The 19,243-nt window shown below is 64.6% G+C and carries 17 protein-coding genes; 15 read left to right on the top strand and 2 right to left on the bottom strand.

Features of this window, described 5'->3' with window-relative positions; all coding sequences use genetic code 11:
• Nucleotides 1-99 precede the first annotated feature (99 nt).
• From WEB52_07935 to WEB52_07895, 9 genes are all read left to right on the top strand, one after another.
• Nucleotides 100-1,413 carry a hypothetical protein gene (locus WEB52_07935; GenBank protein ID MEX2226362.1) on the top strand — a complete coding sequence of 438 codons (1,314 nt, stop codon included), beginning with the start codon at nucleotides 100-102 and terminating at the stop codon, nucleotides 1,411-1,413.
• A gap of 46 nt (nucleotides 1,414-1,459) precedes the next feature.
• On the top strand, nucleotides 1,460-2,371 hold the full coding sequence (locus tag WEB52_07930; protein ID MEX2226361.1) for a DNA adenine methylase: 912 nt from the start codon (nucleotides 1,460-1,462) through the stop codon (nucleotides 2,369-2,371).
• Between the two features lie 212 nt (nucleotides 2,372-2,583).
• Entirely contained in the window at nucleotides 2,584-3,534 is a 951-nt protein-coding gene (locus WEB52_07925) for a heme A synthase (GenBank protein ID MEX2226360.1), read from the top strand.
• 8 nt (nucleotides 3,535-3,542) lie between these two features.
• Entirely contained in the window at nucleotides 3,543-4,439 is an 897-nt protein-coding gene (locus WEB52_07920) for a heme o synthase (GenBank protein MEX2226359.1), read from the top strand.
• A 233-nt stretch (nucleotides 4,440-4,672) separates the two neighbouring features.
• Entirely contained in the window at nucleotides 4,673-5,461 is a 789-nt protein-coding gene (gene coxB / locus WEB52_07915) for a cytochrome c oxidase subunit II (protein MEX2226358.1), read from the top strand.
• 2 nt (nucleotides 5,462-5,463) lie between these two features.
• On the top strand, nucleotides 5,464-7,365 hold the full coding sequence (gene ctaD / locus WEB52_07910; GenBank protein MEX2226357.1) for a cytochrome c oxidase subunit I: 1,902 nt from the start codon (nucleotides 5,464-5,466) through the stop codon (nucleotides 7,363-7,365).
• Between the two features lie 3 nt (nucleotides 7,366-7,368).
• The gene (locus WEB52_07905) at nucleotides 7,369-7,974 is read left to right on the top strand and encodes a heme-copper oxidase subunit III (GenBank protein ID MEX2226356.1); all 606 of its coding nucleotides are present in this window, start codon (nucleotides 7,369-7,371) and stop codon (nucleotides 7,972-7,974) included.
• 15 nt (nucleotides 7,975-7,989) lie between these two features.
• The gene (locus WEB52_07900) at nucleotides 7,990-8,412 is read left to right on the top strand and encodes a cytochrome C oxidase subunit IV family protein (protein MEX2226355.1); all 423 of its coding nucleotides are present in this window, start codon (nucleotides 7,990-7,992) and stop codon (nucleotides 8,410-8,412) included.
• A gap of 42 nt (nucleotides 8,413-8,454) precedes the next feature.
• Nucleotides 8,455-9,342, top strand: a complete 888-nt coding sequence (locus WEB52_07895; protein ID MEX2226354.1) for a cytochrome c oxidase assembly protein — start codon at nucleotides 8,455-8,457, stop codon at nucleotides 9,340-9,342.
• On the opposite strand, the gene WEB52_07890 is transcribed toward WEB52_07895, so the two are convergent.
• Together WEB52_07890 and WEB52_07885 are read right to left on the bottom strand one after the other, a co-directional pair.
• Entirely contained in the window at nucleotides 9,339-9,968 is a 630-nt protein-coding gene (locus tag WEB52_07890; GenBank protein MEX2226353.1) for an HAD family phosphatase, read from the bottom strand. The two genes, WEB52_07895 and WEB52_07890, sit on opposite strands and share 4 nt — an antisense overlap.
• Nucleotides 9,969-10,484: 516 nt before the next feature.
• Complete coding sequence (locus WEB52_07885) at nucleotides 10,485-12,221, bottom strand: NAD+ synthase (protein MEX2226352.1); 1,737 nt, start codon at nucleotides 12,219-12,221, stop codon at nucleotides 10,485-10,487.
• A 152-nt stretch (nucleotides 12,222-12,373) separates the two neighbouring features.
• Between WEB52_07885 and WEB52_07880 the strand changes: the two genes are divergently transcribed.
• The 6 genes from WEB52_07880 (at nucleotide 12,374) to WEB52_07855 (ending at nucleotide 19,115) form a co-directional block, all read left to right on the top strand.
• Nucleotides 12,374-13,666 (top strand): ATP-binding protein, encoded by a 1,293-nt coding sequence (locus WEB52_07880; GenBank protein MEX2226351.1) that lies wholly within the window; start codon nucleotides 12,374-12,376, stop codon nucleotides 13,664-13,666.
• A 334-nt stretch (nucleotides 13,667-14,000) separates the two neighbouring features.
• The gene (locus WEB52_07875) at nucleotides 14,001-14,921 is read left to right on the top strand and encodes an ABC transporter ATP-binding protein (GenBank protein MEX2226350.1); all 921 of its coding nucleotides are present in this window, start codon (nucleotides 14,001-14,003) and stop codon (nucleotides 14,919-14,921) included.
• Nucleotides 14,918-15,700, top strand: coding sequence for an ABC transporter permease (locus WEB52_07870; protein MEX2226349.1), 783 nt, complete (start codon nucleotides 14,918-14,920; stop codon nucleotides 15,698-15,700). Before WEB52_07875 ends, WEB52_07870 begins: the two co-directional genes overlap by 4 nt.
• Before the next feature lie 11 nt (nucleotides 15,701-15,711).
• Nucleotides 15,712-16,644 (top strand): hypothetical protein, encoded by a 933-nt coding sequence (locus WEB52_07865; protein MEX2226348.1) that lies wholly within the window; start codon nucleotides 15,712-15,714, stop codon nucleotides 16,642-16,644.
• Nucleotides 16,645-16,792: 148 nt separating this feature from the next.
• Entirely contained in the window at nucleotides 16,793-18,190 is a 1,398-nt protein-coding gene (locus WEB52_07860; protein ID MEX2226347.1) for a plastocyanin/azurin family copper-binding protein, read from the top strand.
• A gap of 52 nt (nucleotides 18,191-18,242) precedes the next feature.
• Entirely contained in the window at nucleotides 18,243-19,115 is an 873-nt protein-coding gene (locus WEB52_07855) for an acyl-CoA thioesterase II (GenBank protein MEX2226346.1), read from the top strand.
• The last annotated feature ends 128 nt before the right edge of the window (nucleotides 19,116-19,243 follow it).

Genomic DNA, 19,243 nt, shown 5'->3' with positions numbered 1-19,243 from the left:
CGAGCGCTACTATGGCTAGAGACCGGCGGGACGTTCATGAAGATGCTCCCGTCGTTTCATTTCATCTGATCTATACTCCCCGCCGGAGGAACCACCCGTATGAGCGACAACATCCGACCCGCTGACCTGTTGATAGACACTCAGAACCCGCGCATTCGACAGCCGAGCACCGGGCAGAACGAGGCGATCAAAGGCATAGCAGCGGCGCAGGGCCGAAAGCTCATAAAGCTGGCCAGCGATATCCAGGAGTACGGGTTGAATCCGTCGGAACTACCGATCGTGATGCCGGCCGACGGCAACCCCGGTAGGCACATCGTGCTCGAAGGGAATCGACGCCTGACTGCTGTGAGAGTGCTGGAGAATCCAGAACTGATCGCCGATGTCGCGACCAAGCAAGTGCTCGCGGCGGTGCGCAAGCTGAGCCAGCAATATCAGAACGATCCGATCCAGTCGATTGCCTGCGAAGTCGTGACGAGCCGCGACGCCGCAGCGCATTGGATCGAGCTTCGGCACACCGGGGAGCAAGGCGGCGCGGGCCTAGTCAAATGGGGTTCCGAGGAGTCGAATCGCTACAAGACGCGCACAGGGAAGCCGGAGATCCACTTGCAAGCCCTCGACTTCCTTGAGAGCCGGGGGGCGATCACGGCTGCTGAGCGCGCTCGCGTACCGGCCACGAGCTTGAGGCGATTGCTGGGCACGCCGGAGTTTCGAGAGAGGATGGGCGTCGAAGTCCAAAATGGCACGCTCATGCTGCTTGCGAACGAGAAAAAAGTCGCGGCGGCACTGACGCATGTCGCGAAGGATCTGGCATCCCAGAAAACCAAGGTCGCGGACATCTATACGAAGGGCCAGCGCGTCGCCTACGCAAAGAAGCTTCCGCTCGTGAAGGCGACTCGCAGTAGTGGACGAGGAGTCGATGCGACGACCGGTGTCGCACAAACCAAGGCACCGCGCGCGGCGTCGGTCAAGCTGCCAAAGACACGCACGGAACTCATTCCAAAGGACTGCGCGCTCAGCGTGTCTGACGCGCGCTGTCTTGAGATCGAGAAAGAGTTGCGGAGGATGAAGCTCGCAGACTTGTCGAACGCCGTCAGCGTGTTGTTTCGCGTGTTCGTTGAGTTGAGCACGGACTGCTACATCGACGCTAAGAATCTACCGCCGCTCCCGCCGCAAAAGGTGAGCCTCAGTGCGAAGATGAACCAGGTCGCCGACCATTTGCTGTCACTGCAAAAGCTCAACAAGAAGCAAGTGGAGGCCGTGAGGAAGTCCGCGGCGAAGGACACGTTCCTTGCTGCATCCACGCCGTTGATGAACGCTTACGTCCACAATCAGTGGATCTTCCCCGGCCCTGTCGATCTGCGGGTTGGCTGGAACAACTTGCAGTCCTACATGATCGCGGTTTGGGCGCCTTAGATTTTGCGGCTGGCCAGATTCGGAAAATTGGCCTAGACTACAAGGCATGCCGTACTACACGCCTCTGCGTTATCCCGGCGGCAAGCGGCGTCTTGCCAGCGCGATCAAACAACTGCTAGATGAAAATGGCCTCAAGGATGTGCAGTACGTCGAGCCATTCGCGGGCGGCGCGGCTGTAGCCCTAACGCTCCTACTCGACGAATATGCGTCCGCCGTCCACATCAACGATCTGAGCCGACCGGTGTTCGCGTTCTGGCATACGGTGCTGAACGAGACGGAGGAACTCTGCCGAAGGATCGAGCACGCCGAGCTAACGATGTCCGAGTGGCAGATACAGCGCGGAGTCTGCGAGAAGCGCGAGACCGCCGACCTCGCTGACCTCGGCTATGCGACCCTGTTCCTGAACCGCACAAACCGATCCGGCATCATCGATGGTGGTGTGATCGGCGGAAAGAACCAGACCGGCGCGTGGGGCATCGACGCACGATTCAACAAGAGTGAACTCGTTGCCCGCATTCGGCGGATCGGTCGCTATAGCAGCCGCATCACGCTCTATCAGTCGGATGCGCTCGACTTCACAAGGGATACGCTCCCAAGCCTCGGCAAGAACACGTTCGCGTTCTACGATCCGCCGTACATCGAAAGCGGTGAGGATCTGTACCTCAACCTTTACGGACTGGACGATCATCGGCGATTGGCTCGCGAGGTGAACCGACTGAAGCAACCGTGGGTCATGACCTACGACATTTCGGCAATCAAACACGGCATACTTCCGCGCAATCGCTCGATACTCTACGGCCTCAAGTACACTGCTCAAGGCCGATACGAAGGACGCGAAGTCATGTTCCTATCGGACAAAGTGAAGCTCCCGCGCGGCTGGACACCATGGAGGCCATTCCTGTTGTCGTCGCCGCGCAGCAGATACCCCTTTTACGGCAAGATCCGCCGAGAAAACTGACCTCCGCCTCGGCGCTCAATGTGTCAAACCGACCATGTCGTTAACGCCACGCAGCTACCTGTGCCGCTGCCGTCCTTCGTTGAAGTTTGGCGGCTTGCTCCACCTAGGCTGCGGTGCTATTCGTGAAGGGAAGCACGAACGCTTGGTTTAGCTTCGTTCCGCACCACTCGCGCCGACCCGAGGAGGAAGCGCCGCACGGCGGCGCCGCGCCCATGAGCTGGTTCCAACGGCTGCTGCTCACGACGATCGTCGCTACGTTCATCCTGGTGATTATCGGGGGGACGGTGCGGGCGACGGACTCCGGGCTCGGGTGCCCTGACTGGCCGACGTGCCATGGAAAGATCATCCCGCCGGCGAACTATCACACGCTGATCGAGTTCTCGCATCGCACGGCGGCGAGCATCGTCGGGGTGATCTTCCTGGGGGTGACGTACTTCGCGTTCAAGACGGAGCGGCGCAACCCGCTCGTCTTCTGGCTGGCGTTTAGCGCGGGCGTGCTGCTGGTGGCGCAGATCATTCTCGGCGGCATCACGGTGAAGCGAGAACTGCCGGCGGAGATCACGGCGGCCCACCTGGCGACGGCGATGGCGTTCATGGCGGTGCTCATCGTGGCGGCGATCATTTCGTTGCTCAGATCGCGAGGGTTGCACGCTTTTCCTTCGATGAGGCAATCGCCGTTCACGCGGTTGGCGCTGGCATCGGCGGGAGTGGCGTACGTGACGCTGGTGCTCGGTTCGTACATCTCCGGCACCGACGCATCGCTGGCGTGCTCGGGCTGGCCGCTCTGCAACGGATCGTTGGCGCCGGGCGGCGACAGCGCGGTCGGACTGCACTACCTGCACCGCCTGGTGGCGGGGTTGCTGGGCGTGCTGCTGCTGGGGGTGACGTACATGGCGTTTGAAGAGCGGCGCCGGCAACCGCTGTTGCTCGCACTAACGGGCTTTACGCTGGTGGCGTTCATCGCGCAGGCGTTGATCGGGGCGGCGAACATCTGGACGGAACTGGCGGCGGGCGTCGTCGTGGCGCACCTGACGTTCGCGGCGCTGCTGTGGTGCACGTTGGTCGCAATCAGCGCACTGTCGTACTATCTGCCGGGCGAAGACGCCGTCGAGGCTGAGGGGTTCGCCGCACCGCCGAAGAAAGTGACTGAATGGGCGCGCTGAATCCCGGAATGACGGCTGCGGCTAAGGCGCCGCTGACGTGGCGCGAGACGATCGGCGCGTACGTGGCGCTGACGAAGCCGCGGATCATCTCGCTGCTGTTGATCACGACGATCCCGGCGATGATCCTCGCCGATCAGGGGATGCCGTCGGCGTGGCTGGTGCTTGCGACGGTGTTCGGCGGCACGCTGGCGGCCGGCGGCGCGAACGCGATCAACTGCTATTTCGACCGGGACATCGACGAGATCATGCACCGGACGCAGGGGCGGCCGCTGCCGATGGGCAAGATGGAGCCGCGGGACGCGCTGATCTTCGCGCTGGTGCTCGAGGCGGCGGCGTTCGTGGTGCTTGTGGCGACATCGAACCTGCTGGCGGGCGTGCTGGCGCTCTCGGCGACGGTGTTCTACGTCTTCGTGTACACGATATGGCTGAAGCGCACGTCGCGGCAGAACATCGTGATTGGGGGCGCGGCGGGTGCGGTGCCGCCGCTCGTCGGATGGGCGGCGGTGACGGGAGACATCGGATGGCCGGCGGTGGTGCTGTTCGCGATCGTGTTCTTCTGGACGCCGCCGCACTTCTGGGCGCTCTCGATCCGCTATCGCGACGACTACGCGCGGGCGCGGGTGCCGATGCTGCCCGTCGTCGCGACGCTGGCCGAGACGAAGACCCAGATCTTCTGGTACGCCGCCGTGCTGGTACCGGTGTCGCTGCTGTTGATCGCGACGGGGGCGGTCGGCTGGATCTACGCGGTTGCCGCGATCGGGCTAGGGGCGGGATTCGTGCGGGCGACGTGGCTGCTGCGATCGGACGACCGCCCGGGAGCGGCGATGGGCGTGTTCAAGTGGTCGATCTACTATCTGGCGCTTCTGTTCGTGGCGGTCGCGGCGGACCAATTGATCGCCGGCTGACGGGAGCGGCGGGGCCGGCTTATTAGATTCGATCGGGGTTTTGTGGGAATTCTCACGAACCCTTGACCCTGAGGGATCGCGGGGGAATAATCCGGAGCGGCAACAGATTCGAGAAGGGGAGGCTGAGTGCCCGGTTTCGCGATGACCGTTGACTCGCCCACCTGTTTCCCGGAAGCACTGCCCACCCGACCGCACCGACAGGGCAGCGCGTCGCCGCGCGGAGGTCGATGATCATGGGCAGGATCGGGATCGCGCGCATCTGCTCCCTGGCACTGGTGCTCGGTTCATCGCTCTTTCTCAGCGGCTGCGAGTACTTCAGCAGCCCGCAGAACACCTTTAACCCTGCCGGCACGGTGGCCCAGCAGCAGAAGGACGACTTCCTGCTCGTCATGTGGCCATCGCTAGTCGTCGGGCTGATCGTGATGCTGGGGATCGTGTATATCGCCATCAAGTTCCGGCGGAAGCCAGGGGACTCGGGCCTGCCGAAGCAGGTCCACGGCAACACGGCGCTCGAGCTGAGCTGGACGATCATCCCGATCATCCTGCTTGCGGTTATCGCCGTGCCGACCGTGGAGGGGATCCGTACGCTGTCCCGCGAGCCAGAGAACGCGCTGCAGGTGAAGGTGACGGGCGTGCAGTGGGCGTGGCTCTTCGAGTACCCGGAGATCGACGCGGGCGGCGCGCCGCTGACGCCGGCGGTCGGGGAGTTGCGAATACCGGTGGGGCAGGACGTCGCGTTCGAGATCCACTCGACGGACGTGAACCACAGTTTCTGGGTGCCGAAGCTCGCGGGAAAGATCGACGCGATCCCGAACCACGTCAATCACATGTGGTTCCGCGCCGACGAGGCGGGCGAGTTCTCAGGGCAATGTGCCGAGTTCTGCGGGTTAGACCATAACGCCATGCGGATGACGGTGATCGCGATGCCGCCGGCAGAGTTTGATGCGTGGGTCGCTGAGCAGCAGGCCGCCGCGCGGCAAGAAGCCGCCGACGACGAGCCGCTCGCGAGCAACGGAGAGTAGCCATGGCAGTCTCAGCAGGGACCATCCAGCACGGCGCGACCGAGCATTCGGAGAGCGGGCTCTGGAGCTGGCTCACGACGGTCGATCACAAGCGCATCGGCATCCTGTATTGCGTGTCGGCGTTGGTGTTCTTCCTGGTCGGCGGCATCGAGGCGCTGCTGATTCGGATTCAGCTCGCGCAGCCCAACGGTACGTTCCTGGACCAGGATTCGTATAACCGCATCTTCACGATGCACGGCACGACGATGATCTTCCTGGTGATCATGCCGCTGAGCACGGGGTTCATCAACCTGCTGCTGCCGCTGATGATCGGCGCGCGCGACGTGGCGTTTCCGCGGCTGAACGCGTTTAGCTACTGGGCGTTCCTGTTCGGCGGGATCTTCCTTAATGCGAGCTTCTTCACCGGCGGCAACATTTTCGAAGGCGAACTGGGCGCTCCGGACGGCGGCTGGTTCGGCTATGCGCCGCTGACGCTGAACCAGTACTCGCCGGGCGACGGGATCAACTACTGGATGCTGGGCTTGCAGATCCTGGGCATCGCGACGATGGCGGGCGGATTCAACTTCATCGTGACGACGTTGAATATGCGGGCGCCGGGGATGTCGTTGCTGCGGATGCCGCTGTTCGTGTGGATGGCGCTGGTGACGTCGTTTCTGATGATCTTCGCGATGCCGATTATCGCCGTGGCGTTGTTCCAGCTCACGTTCGACCGGATCTTCGATGCGAACTTCTTCAACCCGGCCGCGGGGGCTTCGCCGCTGCTGTGGCAGCACATGTTCTGGCTGTTCGGGCACCCGGAGGTGTACATCCTGATCTTGCCGGCGTTCGGCATCGTGTCGGAGGTGCTGCCGGTGTTCTCGCGGAAGCCGCTGTTCGGCTATCCGTTTGTCGTGTTTTCGGGCGTTGCGATCGGCTTCATGAGCTGGGGCGTGTGGGCGCACCACATGTACACGGTAGGACTGGGATCGATCGCGAATTCGGCGTTCGGGATATCGACGATCCTGATCGCCGTGCCGACGGGGGTAAAGATCTTCAACTGGATGGGGACGATGTGGGGCGGATCGATCAGCTTCAAAACGCCGGTGATGTTCTGTCTTGGCTTCATCACGATGTTTACGATCGGCGGATTAACGGGCGTCACGCACTCGATGGTGCCGTCGGATTACCAGCAGCAAGATACGTATTACATCGTCGCGCACTTCCACCAGGTGCTGTTCGGCGGGGCGCTGTTCGGGTTGTTCGCGGGCGTGTATTACTGGTTCCCGAAGTTCACCGGCAGGATGTTGAGTGAGACGTGGGGCCAGGTGCACTTCTGGCTGATGTTCATCGGCTTCAACCTGACGTTCCAGCCGATGATGATCCTGGGGCTGATGGGGATGCCGCGCCGGATCTCGAGCTATCCGGAGGATTACGGCTGGGACCTGTGGAACATGATCGCGACGCTGGGCGCGTTCACGATTGCGCTGGGCATCCTGGTGTTCCTGATCAATTTCATCATGAGCATACGGAACGGCGAGGAGTCCGGCCCGGATCCGTGGGACGGCCGGACGCTGGAATGGTCGATCCCTTCGCCGCCGCCGCACTATAACTTCGCGAAGATTCCCGTCGTCCACAGCATCGATGAATTTTGGCACCGCAAGTACGTCGAAGACTCGAAGGGCATTCCGGTGCCGGTGCCAAAGGGCGCGGCGATCGCCACCGGCGACCACGGCGACGGGCACGAGGAGGACGAAGGGCATGACATCCACATGCCGGCGCCGTCGTACATGCCGTTGATCGCCGCCGCGGGCTTACCGATCGTGGCGATCGGGCTGTTGTACGCATATCCGCTGATCGCGGTCGGGGCGATCGTGGGGCTTGTTGGACTCTACGGCTGGGTGCTCGAACCAGTGGGAGGCGACTGATAGATGGCGATGCACGCGCCCGCCGGGGAGTCACACGCGCTCGACACGAACACAGGGCTCGACAACAGGAAGCTGCTGATGTGGTTGTTCCTGGCGTCGGAGTGCCTGTTCTTCGGATCGTTCATCGCGGCGTTCTTGCTGTATCGCGACCGGAACGTCGTGGGCCCGTACCCGGAGGACCTGTACGACATTCCGTTCACATCGGTCAGTTCGTTCGTGCTGCTGATGAGCAGTCTGACGATGGTGCTGGCACTCGCGGCGATCCAGCGCGGCAATCTGCAGGCGATGCGCGTATGGCTCATCGCGACGGCGCTGCTGGGAATTTCCTTTCTTTCGGGACAGGCGTTTGAGTTCACGGAGTTCTGGAACGAGGGCCTCTCGCTAGACCAGAACCTGTTCGGTACGACGTTCTTCGTGTTGACGGGGTTCCACGGGGCGCACGTGAGCGTCGGGGTGCTGATCTTGCTCTCGCTGGTGGACGCCTCGTGGCGCGGCAAGCTGACGACTGACCATTCGTTGGCCGTCGAGTTGGCAGGGCTGTACTGGCACTTCGTCGACATTGTCTGGATCGTGATCTTTACGCTCATCTACCTGATCCAGCCGGCATAGCGGGAGTGGACTGACATGGAGAACCCGGAGCTGCTGTTCGGCATTCCGCTCGTGTTGCTGGGACTCCTGGGGATCCTGATCGCCGCCTCGTTGTTCGCGGTGCCGGCGGAGGAGACAGCCGGAGGGGCGGCCGCCGTGCGGGCGCCGGCGCGGGCGCACGATGCGCACCCGGGCCCTTCGGAGTACGTGGTCATCGGACTGATCCTGGGGATGATCACGGCCGTCGAGGTGGCGCTCTATTACATTGACCTATCACAGGGCGTGCTCGTCACGACGCTGCTCGTCCTGTCGGCGGCGAAATTCGGGCTCGTGGTACTGTGGTTCATGCACCTGAAGTTCGACAGCCCGCTGTTGTCGAGGCTGTTCGGGACGGGGTTCTTCGGCGCGATCGTGTTGTTTGCGGTCGTCATGGCCACGCTTGGCGCCAACCTGGTCTGACGCACGCGCGCCGCGCACGAGCGCGCCGCGGAGGGTTCCGCGATGCTCCCCCTGCTCCACGCCGAGTCGATCCACTGGCACTGGCACCCTGACATCGTCTTTCTTTGCGCGCTGTTGATCGGGGGCTATGCGTTCGCGATGGGCGGGCTGCGGCACGAACGGTCCGACGCGATGCGGATACGGTGGGTGCAGGTGGCGTCGTTCATGGCGGGCGTGGCGGCGATATACCTCGTGTCGAGCTGGCCGATCCACGAGATCTCGGAGAGCCGGCTGGCGAGCGTACACATGTTCCAGCACCTGGTGTACACGATGGTGGCGCCGCCGTTGTTGATCTGGGGCACGCCTTCGTGGCTGTTGAGGATGCCGCTTCGCAACAAGTCCGTGTTTTCCGTCGCGCGGTTGATCACGCATCCGCTGATCGCGTTCGCAGCATTCAACGCGATCCAGCTCGTGACGCACATGCCTGCGGCCGTGAACCTGGCGCTGGACGGGCACGCGTTCCATTTGTTCGTACACGTCCTGCTCGTAAGTTCGGCATCTCTCATGTGGTGGCCGGTGTTGAGCCCGCTCGACGAATTGCCACGCCTGTCGTACCCGCTGCAGATGGCGTACCTGTTCGTGCAGTCGCTGATCCCGACGGTGCTGGCCGCGTTCCTGACGTTCTCTACAGGCGTCTTCTACGACGCCTACGCGGACGCGCCGCGCATGTGGGGCCTGTCGCCCATTGAAGATCAGCAGTTCGCGGGATTCGTGATGAAGGTGCTGGGCAGCATCATCCTCTGGTCGTTCATCGCGTACGCGTTCTTCCGGTGGTTCGAGCAGGAGAATAAGTCGGACCGCGGCCCGCGCTGGGAAGAGGTGCAGGACGAGATGAACCGCCTGGGCCTGCCCATCGAAGGACCGCAGGTGCGCGGCGGACGGCTGAACTAGGCCCCCGGGGCGGCGACCCTCACGCCGAGTCCGGCGAGTTGTTCTTCGAGCGAATGTCCGAGATCGATGCGGAAGCAGATGCCGTGCATGCCGGCCTCGCGCGCGGCGTTCACGTTGGCTTCCAGATCGTCGATGAAGACGCACTCTTGCGGCGGCAGACCCAGGCGTTTTGCGGCGAGTGCATAGATGTGCGGCTCGGGCTTTGCCATGCCGACATCGGCGGAGCAGATGATGTCATCGAACAGGTGGTGGATGCGGTGGTCTTCGGTGAGACGTCGCATGAGCGTGTTATCGGCGTTGCTGAGCACCGACGTGCGATACGGCGGCCGCAGTCGTTCGATGAGGTGGATGTTGGGCAGGATGAGTTGCTGCTCCTGGCGCCAGTGGCGGTGGAGCGGCGGCAGGGCGCGTCCGGCCTCGGCTTCGAGGAGTGAGTGCGCCTCGGTGAGCCATTGCTCGCGATCGCCGACGCCGACTTCGAGCCTTCGCCAGGTGTCGGTGCCGTAGAGGGTTTCGAGGATGAGACGCTCGCGGAGGCCGTGCTGCCGTTCGAGGAGGCGGGTGACTTCGAAGCGCATGTCCCAGAGGACGCCGCCGTAGTCGAAGATGAGGCCGTTGATGGGCATATGTGAGTGTGGCAGAGAGACGGGGTTGGAACCACAGATGGCCACAGATGACACAGATTGGGGTTGTCCGCAGATGGGATAGATGGTTGGGGGTGGTATTGCCCGCTCCATGATGTTGTGCGTCCGCGAATGCGGGATCCTTCGCGTTCGCTCAGGATGACGTTATGCGACGCTTGTCTTGAGATGAGGCACGAATCGCCGCGAGGGGATCCTTCGCTGCGCTTCGCTTGCTCAGGATGACGGGCGTTTGGTCGCTGGTTGCTGGTTGCTGGTTGATGTTTGCTTGCGGCGATTGGCCCGTGAGGTGACGTCGTGTCGCCGTGAGGGGATCCTTCGGGGCGCTTCGCTTGCTCAGGATGACGTTATGCGACGCTTGCTCAGGATGACGTCATGCGACGCTTGCCCAGGATGACGTGAATGGGGCGCTTGCCCAGGATGACGGGAGTTAGTCGCCTGGTTGCTGGTCGCTGATCGCTGGTGGCTCGTGCCTGGTGGCTGGTCGTTGGGCGGATTCGGTCAGGGGCGATAGCGGTTGGCGATGGGGAGGCGGCGGTCGCGGCCGAAGGCGCGGGGGGTGATCTTGATGCCGGGGGGCGCCTGGCGTCGCTTGTACTCGTTGCGGTCGACCATCTGCACGACGCGGCGGACGAGCGCTTCATCGAAGCCGGCGGCGACGATCTCGTCGATGCTGCGGTCTTCTTCGACGTAGGCCTCAAGGATCGGGTCGAGCACGTCGTACGGGGGCAGTGAGTCGGTGTCGAGCTGGTCGGGGCGCAGTTCGGCGCTGGGCGGCTTGGTGATGACGGCCTCGGGGATGATCTCGCGATCGGCGGTGCGGTTGCGGTAGCGCGAGAGCTCCCAGACCAGCGTCTTCGGCACATCCTTGATGACGGCGAAGCCGCCGGCCATGTCGCCGTAGAGCGTGGAATAGCCGGTGGCCATCTCGCTCTTGTTGCCCGTCGTGAGCACGAGCCAGCCGTACTTGTTCGAGAGCGCCATGAGGATGTTGCCGCGAATGCGCGCCTGCAGGTTCTCCTCTGCGGTGCCAAATTCGGTATCCGCGAAGGCTTCCGACAGCGTTTCGAGCGTCGAAGAGAAGGTCTGTTCGATCGGGATCGTCATGTAACGCATGCCGATCTTTTCGGCGAGCGCCCGGGCGTCGGACTTGCTGTGCTCAGACGAGAAGCGGGAGGGCATCGAGACGCCGACGACGTGGTCGCCGCCGAGCGCTTCGGCAGCGATGGCTGCGACGAGCGACGAATCGATGCCGCCGGAGAGCGCGACGAGCGCGGTGTCGAAGCCCGTCTTGCCGAAGTAGTCGCGGACGCCGAGCACGAGCGCCTCCCAGACCTCGGCGACCGGTTCGAGGAGCGGCGCGATGCGGGGGGAGACGGCGGGCTTGTCGGCGGTCAGCGGGGCCGCCGAGACGGCGATGCGAGGCACGTCGGCGTGGCGCAACTCTTCGCGGCGCTCCTTGCGGCGTCGCGGGTCGCGCAGCCGCGTCTGGAAGACGCCTTCGACGTCTATGTCGCAGACGACGAGGTCTTCGCGGAACGCGGCGCCGCGCGCGAGCAATTCGCCGCGTTCGTCGTAGATGACGCTCTGGCCATCGAACACGAGTTCATCCTGGCCGCCGACTGCGTTCACGTAGCAGACGGCGACGGCGTGGTCGGTGGCGCGCGTGCGGATCATGGCTTCGCGGTTCTGGACCTTGCCGCGATGGAACGGCGAGCCGTTGATGTTGACGATGACCTCGGCGCCGGCGAGCGCCTGCAATCGCGACGGGCCCGTCGGATACCAGATGTCCTCACAGATGTTGACGCCGACATCGACGCCGGCGATGACGAAGACGGGCGACGAGGCGCCTTCCTGGAAGTAGCGATTCTCGTCGAAGACTCCGTAGTTCGGGAGGAACTGCTTGTGATAGCGACCGACGATGCGCCGATCGTGGAGGACGGCGGCGGCGTTGAAGATCTCGCCGTCGTCATCCACATCGACGAAGCCGACGACGGCGGTAATGCCGTGGACGGCGGCGGCGACGCGGTCGAGGGCGGCCAGGTTGTCGGTGACGAATGAGCGGCGAAGCAGCAGGTCCTCCGGCGGGTAGCCGGTGATCGCAAGCTCGGGGAAGGCGACGAGGTCGACGGCGAGATCGCGGGCGCGGTCGATCGAGGCCGCGATCCTGGCGGCGTTGCCTTCGAGGTCGCCGATGGTGGTGTCGATCTGGGCCAGTGCAACGCGCAGGGTACGCAAGATGCCGCCTCTCGCTGATAAGTATCGGCGATGAGGCGCCACCTGAGGAAGCGGGGGACTTCCCGTAATGGCGGGGGCCTGTCGCCGTTTCTACGGTCAGGGGTGGCGTACCAGGATCACGCGCCGGCGTTGCGCCGGAAACGGAGGACAGCTTGACAAGCCTGGCACTCTCGCCGCAGCCCGCACACGCCCACGAACCGACCACCGTCGAAGACCTGGGCCTCGAGGAGGGGCTGGTGCGCGACCTCGCGCTCAAGCTTCTGTACTACGCGGGCCGGATGACGCGAAACGACCTCGGCGATGCCATGCGGCTCTCGCCGCCGGTCGTTGACGAGATCATGCAATCGCTATCGCAGGACAGCCTCGCGGCGATCATGGGCGGCGTGACGGGCGGGCCGACGGGCTATCTCTATGCGTTGAGCCAGAAGGGGCTTGAGCGCGCGGAACAGGCGCTTTCGCGCAGCGGCTACGTCGGGCCGGCGCCGGTGCCGCTGAAGGCGTACGTAGAGCAGGCGGTCGAGCAGACGGTGCGGGCCGCCGCGGTGACGCGCGACCAGATCGAGGATGCGCTGGGCGGTCTCGTGCTCGCGGAGACGACGATGCGGCGCATCGGGCGGGCGGCGGCGTCGCGGAAACCGACGCTGGTACACGGGAACTCCGGCAATGGCAAGACGAGCGTCGCCACGGCGATCGCGAAGGTCGTCGACGGAACGATTCGCATTCCGTACGCGCTGGAGATCCACGGCCACATCGTGCACCTGTACGATCCCTCGAAGCACGTGCGGGTGGAGGATGAGCAGGATCCGACGAGCGAGCACACGCTGCTCAAGTCGCGCAGCGACGGTCGCTGGGTCAGCATCCAGCGACCGATGATCTGGGCAGGCGGAGAACTGACGAAGCAGAGCCTGGAACTGGTCTACGACGACCAGACGAAGGTGTACGAGGCGCCGTTGCCGCTGAAGGCGAATGGCGGCACGCTGATCATCGACGACTTCGGGCGGCAGCAGATCCCGGCGGTGCAACTGCTGAACCGCTGGATCGTCGCGCTGGAGGGCGGCATCGACCACCTGACGATGCACACGGGGCAGACGATCGAAGTGCCGTTCGACGTGCTGGTGTTGTTTTCGACGAACCTGTCGCCGGCGGAACTGGCGGACGAGGCGTTCCTGCGGCGCATCCGCTACAAGGTGGAGGTCCCGAACCCGTCCGAGGTCGAGTTCCGCGCGATCTTCCGGCGCGAGTGCGAGATGCGCGGCATCGCGCACGACGATGCGTCGGTGACGCATCTGCTCGACACGTGGTACGAGCCGGTGGGACGCGAACTGCGCGGTTGCCACCCGCGCGACGTCGTCGAGGCGGTGGTTGACGCGTGCGAATACGAGGAGCGGCGACCGGCGCTTTCGCGGGAGCTGCTCGACGAGGTGTGCGCGACGTATTTTTTGTGAGTTGTCAGTTGGCAGTTGGCAGTTGTCAGTCAGGGGCGCGTGAATGCGCCCCTTCTCCTTGGCGTCGTGTGGATTGGGGTTGCCCTGTAGGTGCGGTTTATTAGCGGCGGAACAGCCGGGGGGCTGTTCTCCACCTGCGGTGCGGTTGGCAATGCCGGCTCACGGCGGGGATATCGTAGCGAGGGGCCCGTCGGTATCGGGACTCGAAGTGTTTCGTCCGTTTGTGGAGAGGAGGGCGCTTGTTATCCTGTTCACAGGCGGCCTGTTATTGCATCTGTCCACGTCCACAGCGACGCTTTCGACGCCCCGGGAAACGGCTTCTGAGCCTGCGATCGTGTTCGATCAGGTTCGGTTCAGCTACGGCGAGCGTGTTGCGCTCGACGGGCTTTCGCTGGTGGTCCCGAGGGGGTCGATTTTCGGGCTGCTGGGTCCGAACGGCTCCGGCAAGAGCACGCTGATCTCGCTGCTGGTGGGGCGCCGCGTCGCCGAGGGCGGGGATGTGCGGTTGCTGGGTTCCGCGCCATCGGCGGCGATGCGGGCGCGGGTCGGCGTGGTGTTCCAGGAGCCGTCGCTCGACGCGGGGATGACGGTGCGCGAGACGATGCAGCTCCAGGCGCGGCTCTTTGGATTGCGTGGCGATGACGCTCAACGCGACGTTGCAGAGCTGTTGGAGCGCGTCGGGCTGGATGAGCGGGCGTCGTCGTTCACATCGACGTTGTCGGGCGGTATGAAGCGGCGACTGGAGCTGGCGCGGGCGCTGGTGACGCGCCCCGACGCGATCCTGCTCGACGAGCCGACGTTGGCGCTCGACCCTGACTCGAAGCAGGCACTGTGGGAGCACCTGAGCGAAGCGAACGGCGCGGGGCGCACATTGCTGCTCGCGACGAACGATGTGTACGAAGCGGAGCGTTACTGCGACACCGTCGCGTTGCTCGACCACGGCAGGGTGGTCGAGCAGGGCACGCCGGCCGAACTCAAGCGCGATCTTCGCGCCGATGCGGTGCGCATCGAGTGGCGGGACGATCCCGCGCCCGTGGTGGCGGCGCTCGACGCGCAGCCGGGCGTCGGGCATGTACGACTGGCTGGCCGCACGACGCACGTGACCGTCGATGAAGCGAGCGCGTTCCTGACACGCATCTTTCAGCAGTGGGGCGACGCGATTACCGGCGTACACATCGAGCCTTCGACGCTGGAGGATGTGTATTTCCAGCTTGTCGGGAGCGCCATCGTCGACGAGCGCGGGGCGGCATCATGATGCGCACGCTCGATGCGATCGCGGCGCTCGTTGCGCGCGACCTGCGCGCGTTTCGGCGATCGCGGTCGCAGCTCTACTCGTCGGTGCTGTTTCCGTTGATGCTGCTGGCGATCCTTGGCACGGGCGTTTCGGAGGGGCTCGATCCGAACAACATCGACGATTACGTGACGTTTCTGACGCCCGGGATGATCGTGATGACGGCGCTGTTCTCATCGACGTTTTCGAGCGCGTCGTATTACGCCGACCGCGACTCCGGGATCCTGAACGTGCTGCTGGCATCGCCGCACTCGACGCGGGTGATCCTGCTCGGCAAGACGCTGAGCGCGGTGATCATCGGGGCGGGGCAGGCGCTGCTGGTGCTGGGCGTGGCGTCGGTGGTGCCGGCGATCGACTTCGAGTGGCAATACGGGGTGGCAGCGGGGCTGGCGCTGGCGCTGTTCGCGATCTTTGCGCTCAATTTATTTCTCTCAGGGCTGGGGCAACTGCTGGCATCGCGGATCCGGTCGATGCAGGGCTTTCACCTGGTAATGAATCTCGTGCTGTTCCCGTTTCTCTTCCTTTCGGGCGCGTTCTTCCCGCTGGCCGATCTGCCTGAGTGGCTGAAGTTGCTGGGACGCATCAACCCGCTTTCGTACGGCGTGGATGCGCTGCAACTCGCGCTTTACGCAGATGACGCGAGCGGGTATTTCGGCGTCGGGGTTGATGTTGCGGTGATGACGGCGCTGGCTGTTGCGGTGTTCTGGTTCGGCACGAGCCGCACGCTGAGCGCCGAACGATGATGCGCCGGTCCGTGGCTGGCACGCTGATCGGGGTGATCGTGCTGGCGGTGGGCATCGTGGGCGTTGGCTGCGGATCGAGCGCGGGCGAGGAGTTTCCGCGCGTCGTGACGCTGGGAGAGGGCGAGGTCTTCCCGGTGATCCTGAACGACTCGCTTGTCGTCGGGGAGAACCGGATGGTGATGAGCCTTACCGGCGAATCGGATGAACTTGTAGCGGACGCCGACGTCGTGCTGCGGTTTTACGACCTGAACGGCGATCCGGAGGAGAAGTTCGCGGCGGACGCGCGGTTCGTGCCGATCGAGTTGTCGTATATCGACGAGCAGGCGCCGGAACCAGAGCCGACCGATGCAGGCACGGGCGGGGTGTACGTCGCCAACGTGACGTTCGAGCGCGCGGGCGAGTGGGGCTTCAAGGCGCTCGTGACCACGGCAGACGGGGACCGGCTCGAAGAGGCGCCGTTCCGGTTCAACGTGCGGGAGGACAGCAGCGAACCGGTCATCGGCGAGGCGGCGCCGGCCAGCGTGCAAGCGACGCTTGACTCGGTGGAGGCGATCGAGGATATCGACTCGTCGTTCCCGCCGCGGCCGGAGATGCACGACATAACCATCGCGGAGGCGCTGCATACGGGGCGGCCGTTGGTCATTGCGTTCGCGACGCCGGCGTACTGTCGCACCCGGACATGCGCGCCGGTGATGGACACGGTGATGGACCCGCTGCTGGAGCGCTACGGCGATGAGGCGACGTTCATCCACGTCGAGCCGTACGTGCTGCGCGACCTGCGGGCGGGGTTCGTGCAGAATCCCGTGCCTGCGACGCGCGAATGGGGCATACAGTCTGAGCCGTGGGTGTTCGTCGTGGGGCGGGACGGGCGGATCGTGGCGAAGTACCAGGGCCCGACGGCGCTGGACGAGGTCGAAAGCGCGCTCCGGCAGGCGCTTAGGTAAGGAAGCCCGAGCTTCACGCATTCACGGCGCTGGAGATCAGCCGCCCGACTTTGTGACGCTGGATTCAAACGAATCTGGGGGGTACTATTTGCCCGGCGTTCGGGCCCGATCCGCCGCCTCGCGGCGCATCACAGTCAGGTGAGAGTGCATGGAGTACGTACAGACCGCCCTCGTACGCATCCGGGCGGACAAGCTGGGCGATGCCAGCGGGGCGCAGGGCTTGCTCACCGAGCTGGAGCGGCACCGGGCGGTAATCCGGCGCCGGCCGGGCTCGCTCCGCATGACGATGACGCGCTCGACCGAGGAGGGTGGCGACACGCTCCTGTCCGTGGAGACGCGGTGGCGCGACGCGCGGGCGCTCGACACGTACAACGCGATAGAACCGAACGTCGTGAGCATCATTCGCAGCCACGGCGACGAGATCGTCCCTGACAGCCTGCAGGTGCGCCGCGCGGAGGCGCTCGAGAGCGAGTCCGAAGAGTCCAAGCGCGGCGTCCTGTACGAGCGGTTCGGGATCGCGCTGCTGGTGCCGATCGGCATCGTGGCGTTTGGACTGGCGATCATTTACAGCCTGTCGCGCGTTTACCTGGAGATCGGCAACGAGGCGGCGACGGCGGTCGCTGCGCTGGTGGCGATCTTGATCCTGCTCGTCGCGTGGTACTTCGCGAGCAACCCGGGGGCGATCAAGCTCCAGGTGCCGGCGATCGCGCTGGTCGTCGCGGGGCTGCTGATCGGCGGGACGGTGTACGCGCAGGTACACGAGGGGCCGTTCTACGAGGAGCACGTCGACGAAGGCGAAGAACCGCCGGATGGCGGTCCCGGCCCGGGCGACGACTTCGTGCTGACGCTCGAGGATAACTTCTTTCTGTTCGACGGCGAAGAGAATCCGACGATCCAGGTCGGCGCAAACGTGGACGTGACGATGCCGCTCGAAAACGCCGGGGGCGCACTGCACAACGTCCATGTCGCCGCGAGCGGTGGATTCGATGCGGCATTCTGTTCGACCGGGGGGGAAGCGCCGTGCTCGGACCCCGAGCGCATGCCGGGCGGATCGTCGGGGACGCTGACGTTCAACCTGCCCCCGGGCACGTATGACTTTCGGTGCGACTTCCACACGCAAGACATGACGGGCACGCTCGAGGTCGTCGAAGGCGGGCCGACGGGGCCGTCGGAGGCGCCGCCGCCAGGTGGCCCGCCGCCCGGAGGACCGCCACCCGGCGAGGGCGGAGAGCAGACGATCGAACTTGATGACAACGTGTTCGTCGTCGACGGCGAGGAGAATCCGACGATCTCGATCGCGGCGGGCACGGACGTGACGTTCACGCTCGACAACATCGGCGGCGCGATCCACAACATGCACGTCGCGGCGAGCGGCGACTTTGACGAGGGGTTCTGCACTGCGGGCGGCGATGCGCCGTGCTCCGACCCCGCTCGCATCAATGGCGGCAGTACCGGCACGATCACGATCAACTTAGCTGCCGGGAGTTACGACTATAGATGCGACTTCCATACGCAGGACATGAGCGGGACGCTCGAAGTACAGTGAGACGACGAGAGAGTCACTTCGGTGGCTCTTTTGGCATGCGGAGGCGCCGCGGATGACCGAGGAGCGGAGCGATCCCGGTCGAGCGCAACAGCGCCTCGACAAACTCGTCTCACTGTTCGAGTTGGACCGGCTGGACCGCGACATGTTCCTCGGCGATCCGGGTGAGGGCGAGCGGCGGCTGTTCGGCGGGCTGGTCGCGGCGCAGGCCGTCGTAGCCGCGTATCGCACCGTCGAACAAGGGTCGATGCATTCGGTACACGCGTATTTTCTGCGGCCCGGGCGTTACGACGTGCCGATCCGCTACGTCGTGTATCGGATCCGCGACGGGCGCACGTTCACGACGCGCGACGTGGTCGCGTACCAGTCGGGCGAGGCGATCTTCAACCTTTCGAGCAGCTTCGCGCTGCCGGAGGAGGGGATCACGCACCAGCAACCGATGCCCGATGTACCGCTGCCCGAAGGATTGCCGGAATGGGAATTTGTCCGGCCCGACCGTCTGCCCGAAGGCATGCGCATGGAGCAGTGGTGGCGTGACAACCCGGTAGAGATGCGGGCGTGCGATCCGTGGGGCACCGACTGGCCGGACGGCATCCCGCGGCGGCGAGTGTGGATGCGCGTGCGCGGCGACTTTCCGGACGACGAGGTGATGCACGCGGCGCTGTTGACGTACGCGAGCGACCGCGGGCTGATCGCGACGGCGCGCATGCCGCACAACATCGGCCGGACGATGGGCGCGTCGGCGAGCCTCGATCACGCGTTGTGGTTCCACTATCCGCCGCGATTCGACGATTGGTTGCTGTTTACGAGCGAAAGTCCGGCCGCGCACAACGCGCGGGCGCTGATCCTGGGTCAGATGTACAACACGCAGGGCGTGCGGGTGGCATCGGTGGCGCAGGAGGGGTTGGTGCGGCAGCCGCGCGAGTGAGTGATCGGCGGGAACCACAGATGGCTCAGATGACACAGATGGGATGAGGTGGGCCGCGTGGGGAGCGCTCGTCGGCTGCGCAGTTTGCGCTCGTGTTGCGGCTGGTGTGCATTGCCGCGGGGGGGGGG

The organism is Dehalococcoidia bacterium (genome assembly GCA_040902535.1).
In the GTDB taxonomy this organism is placed as follows: Bacteria; Chloroflexota; Dehalococcoidia; order DSTF01; family JACRBR01; genus JBBDXD01.
This window is presented reverse-complemented; position numbering and strand designations above follow the sequence as displayed.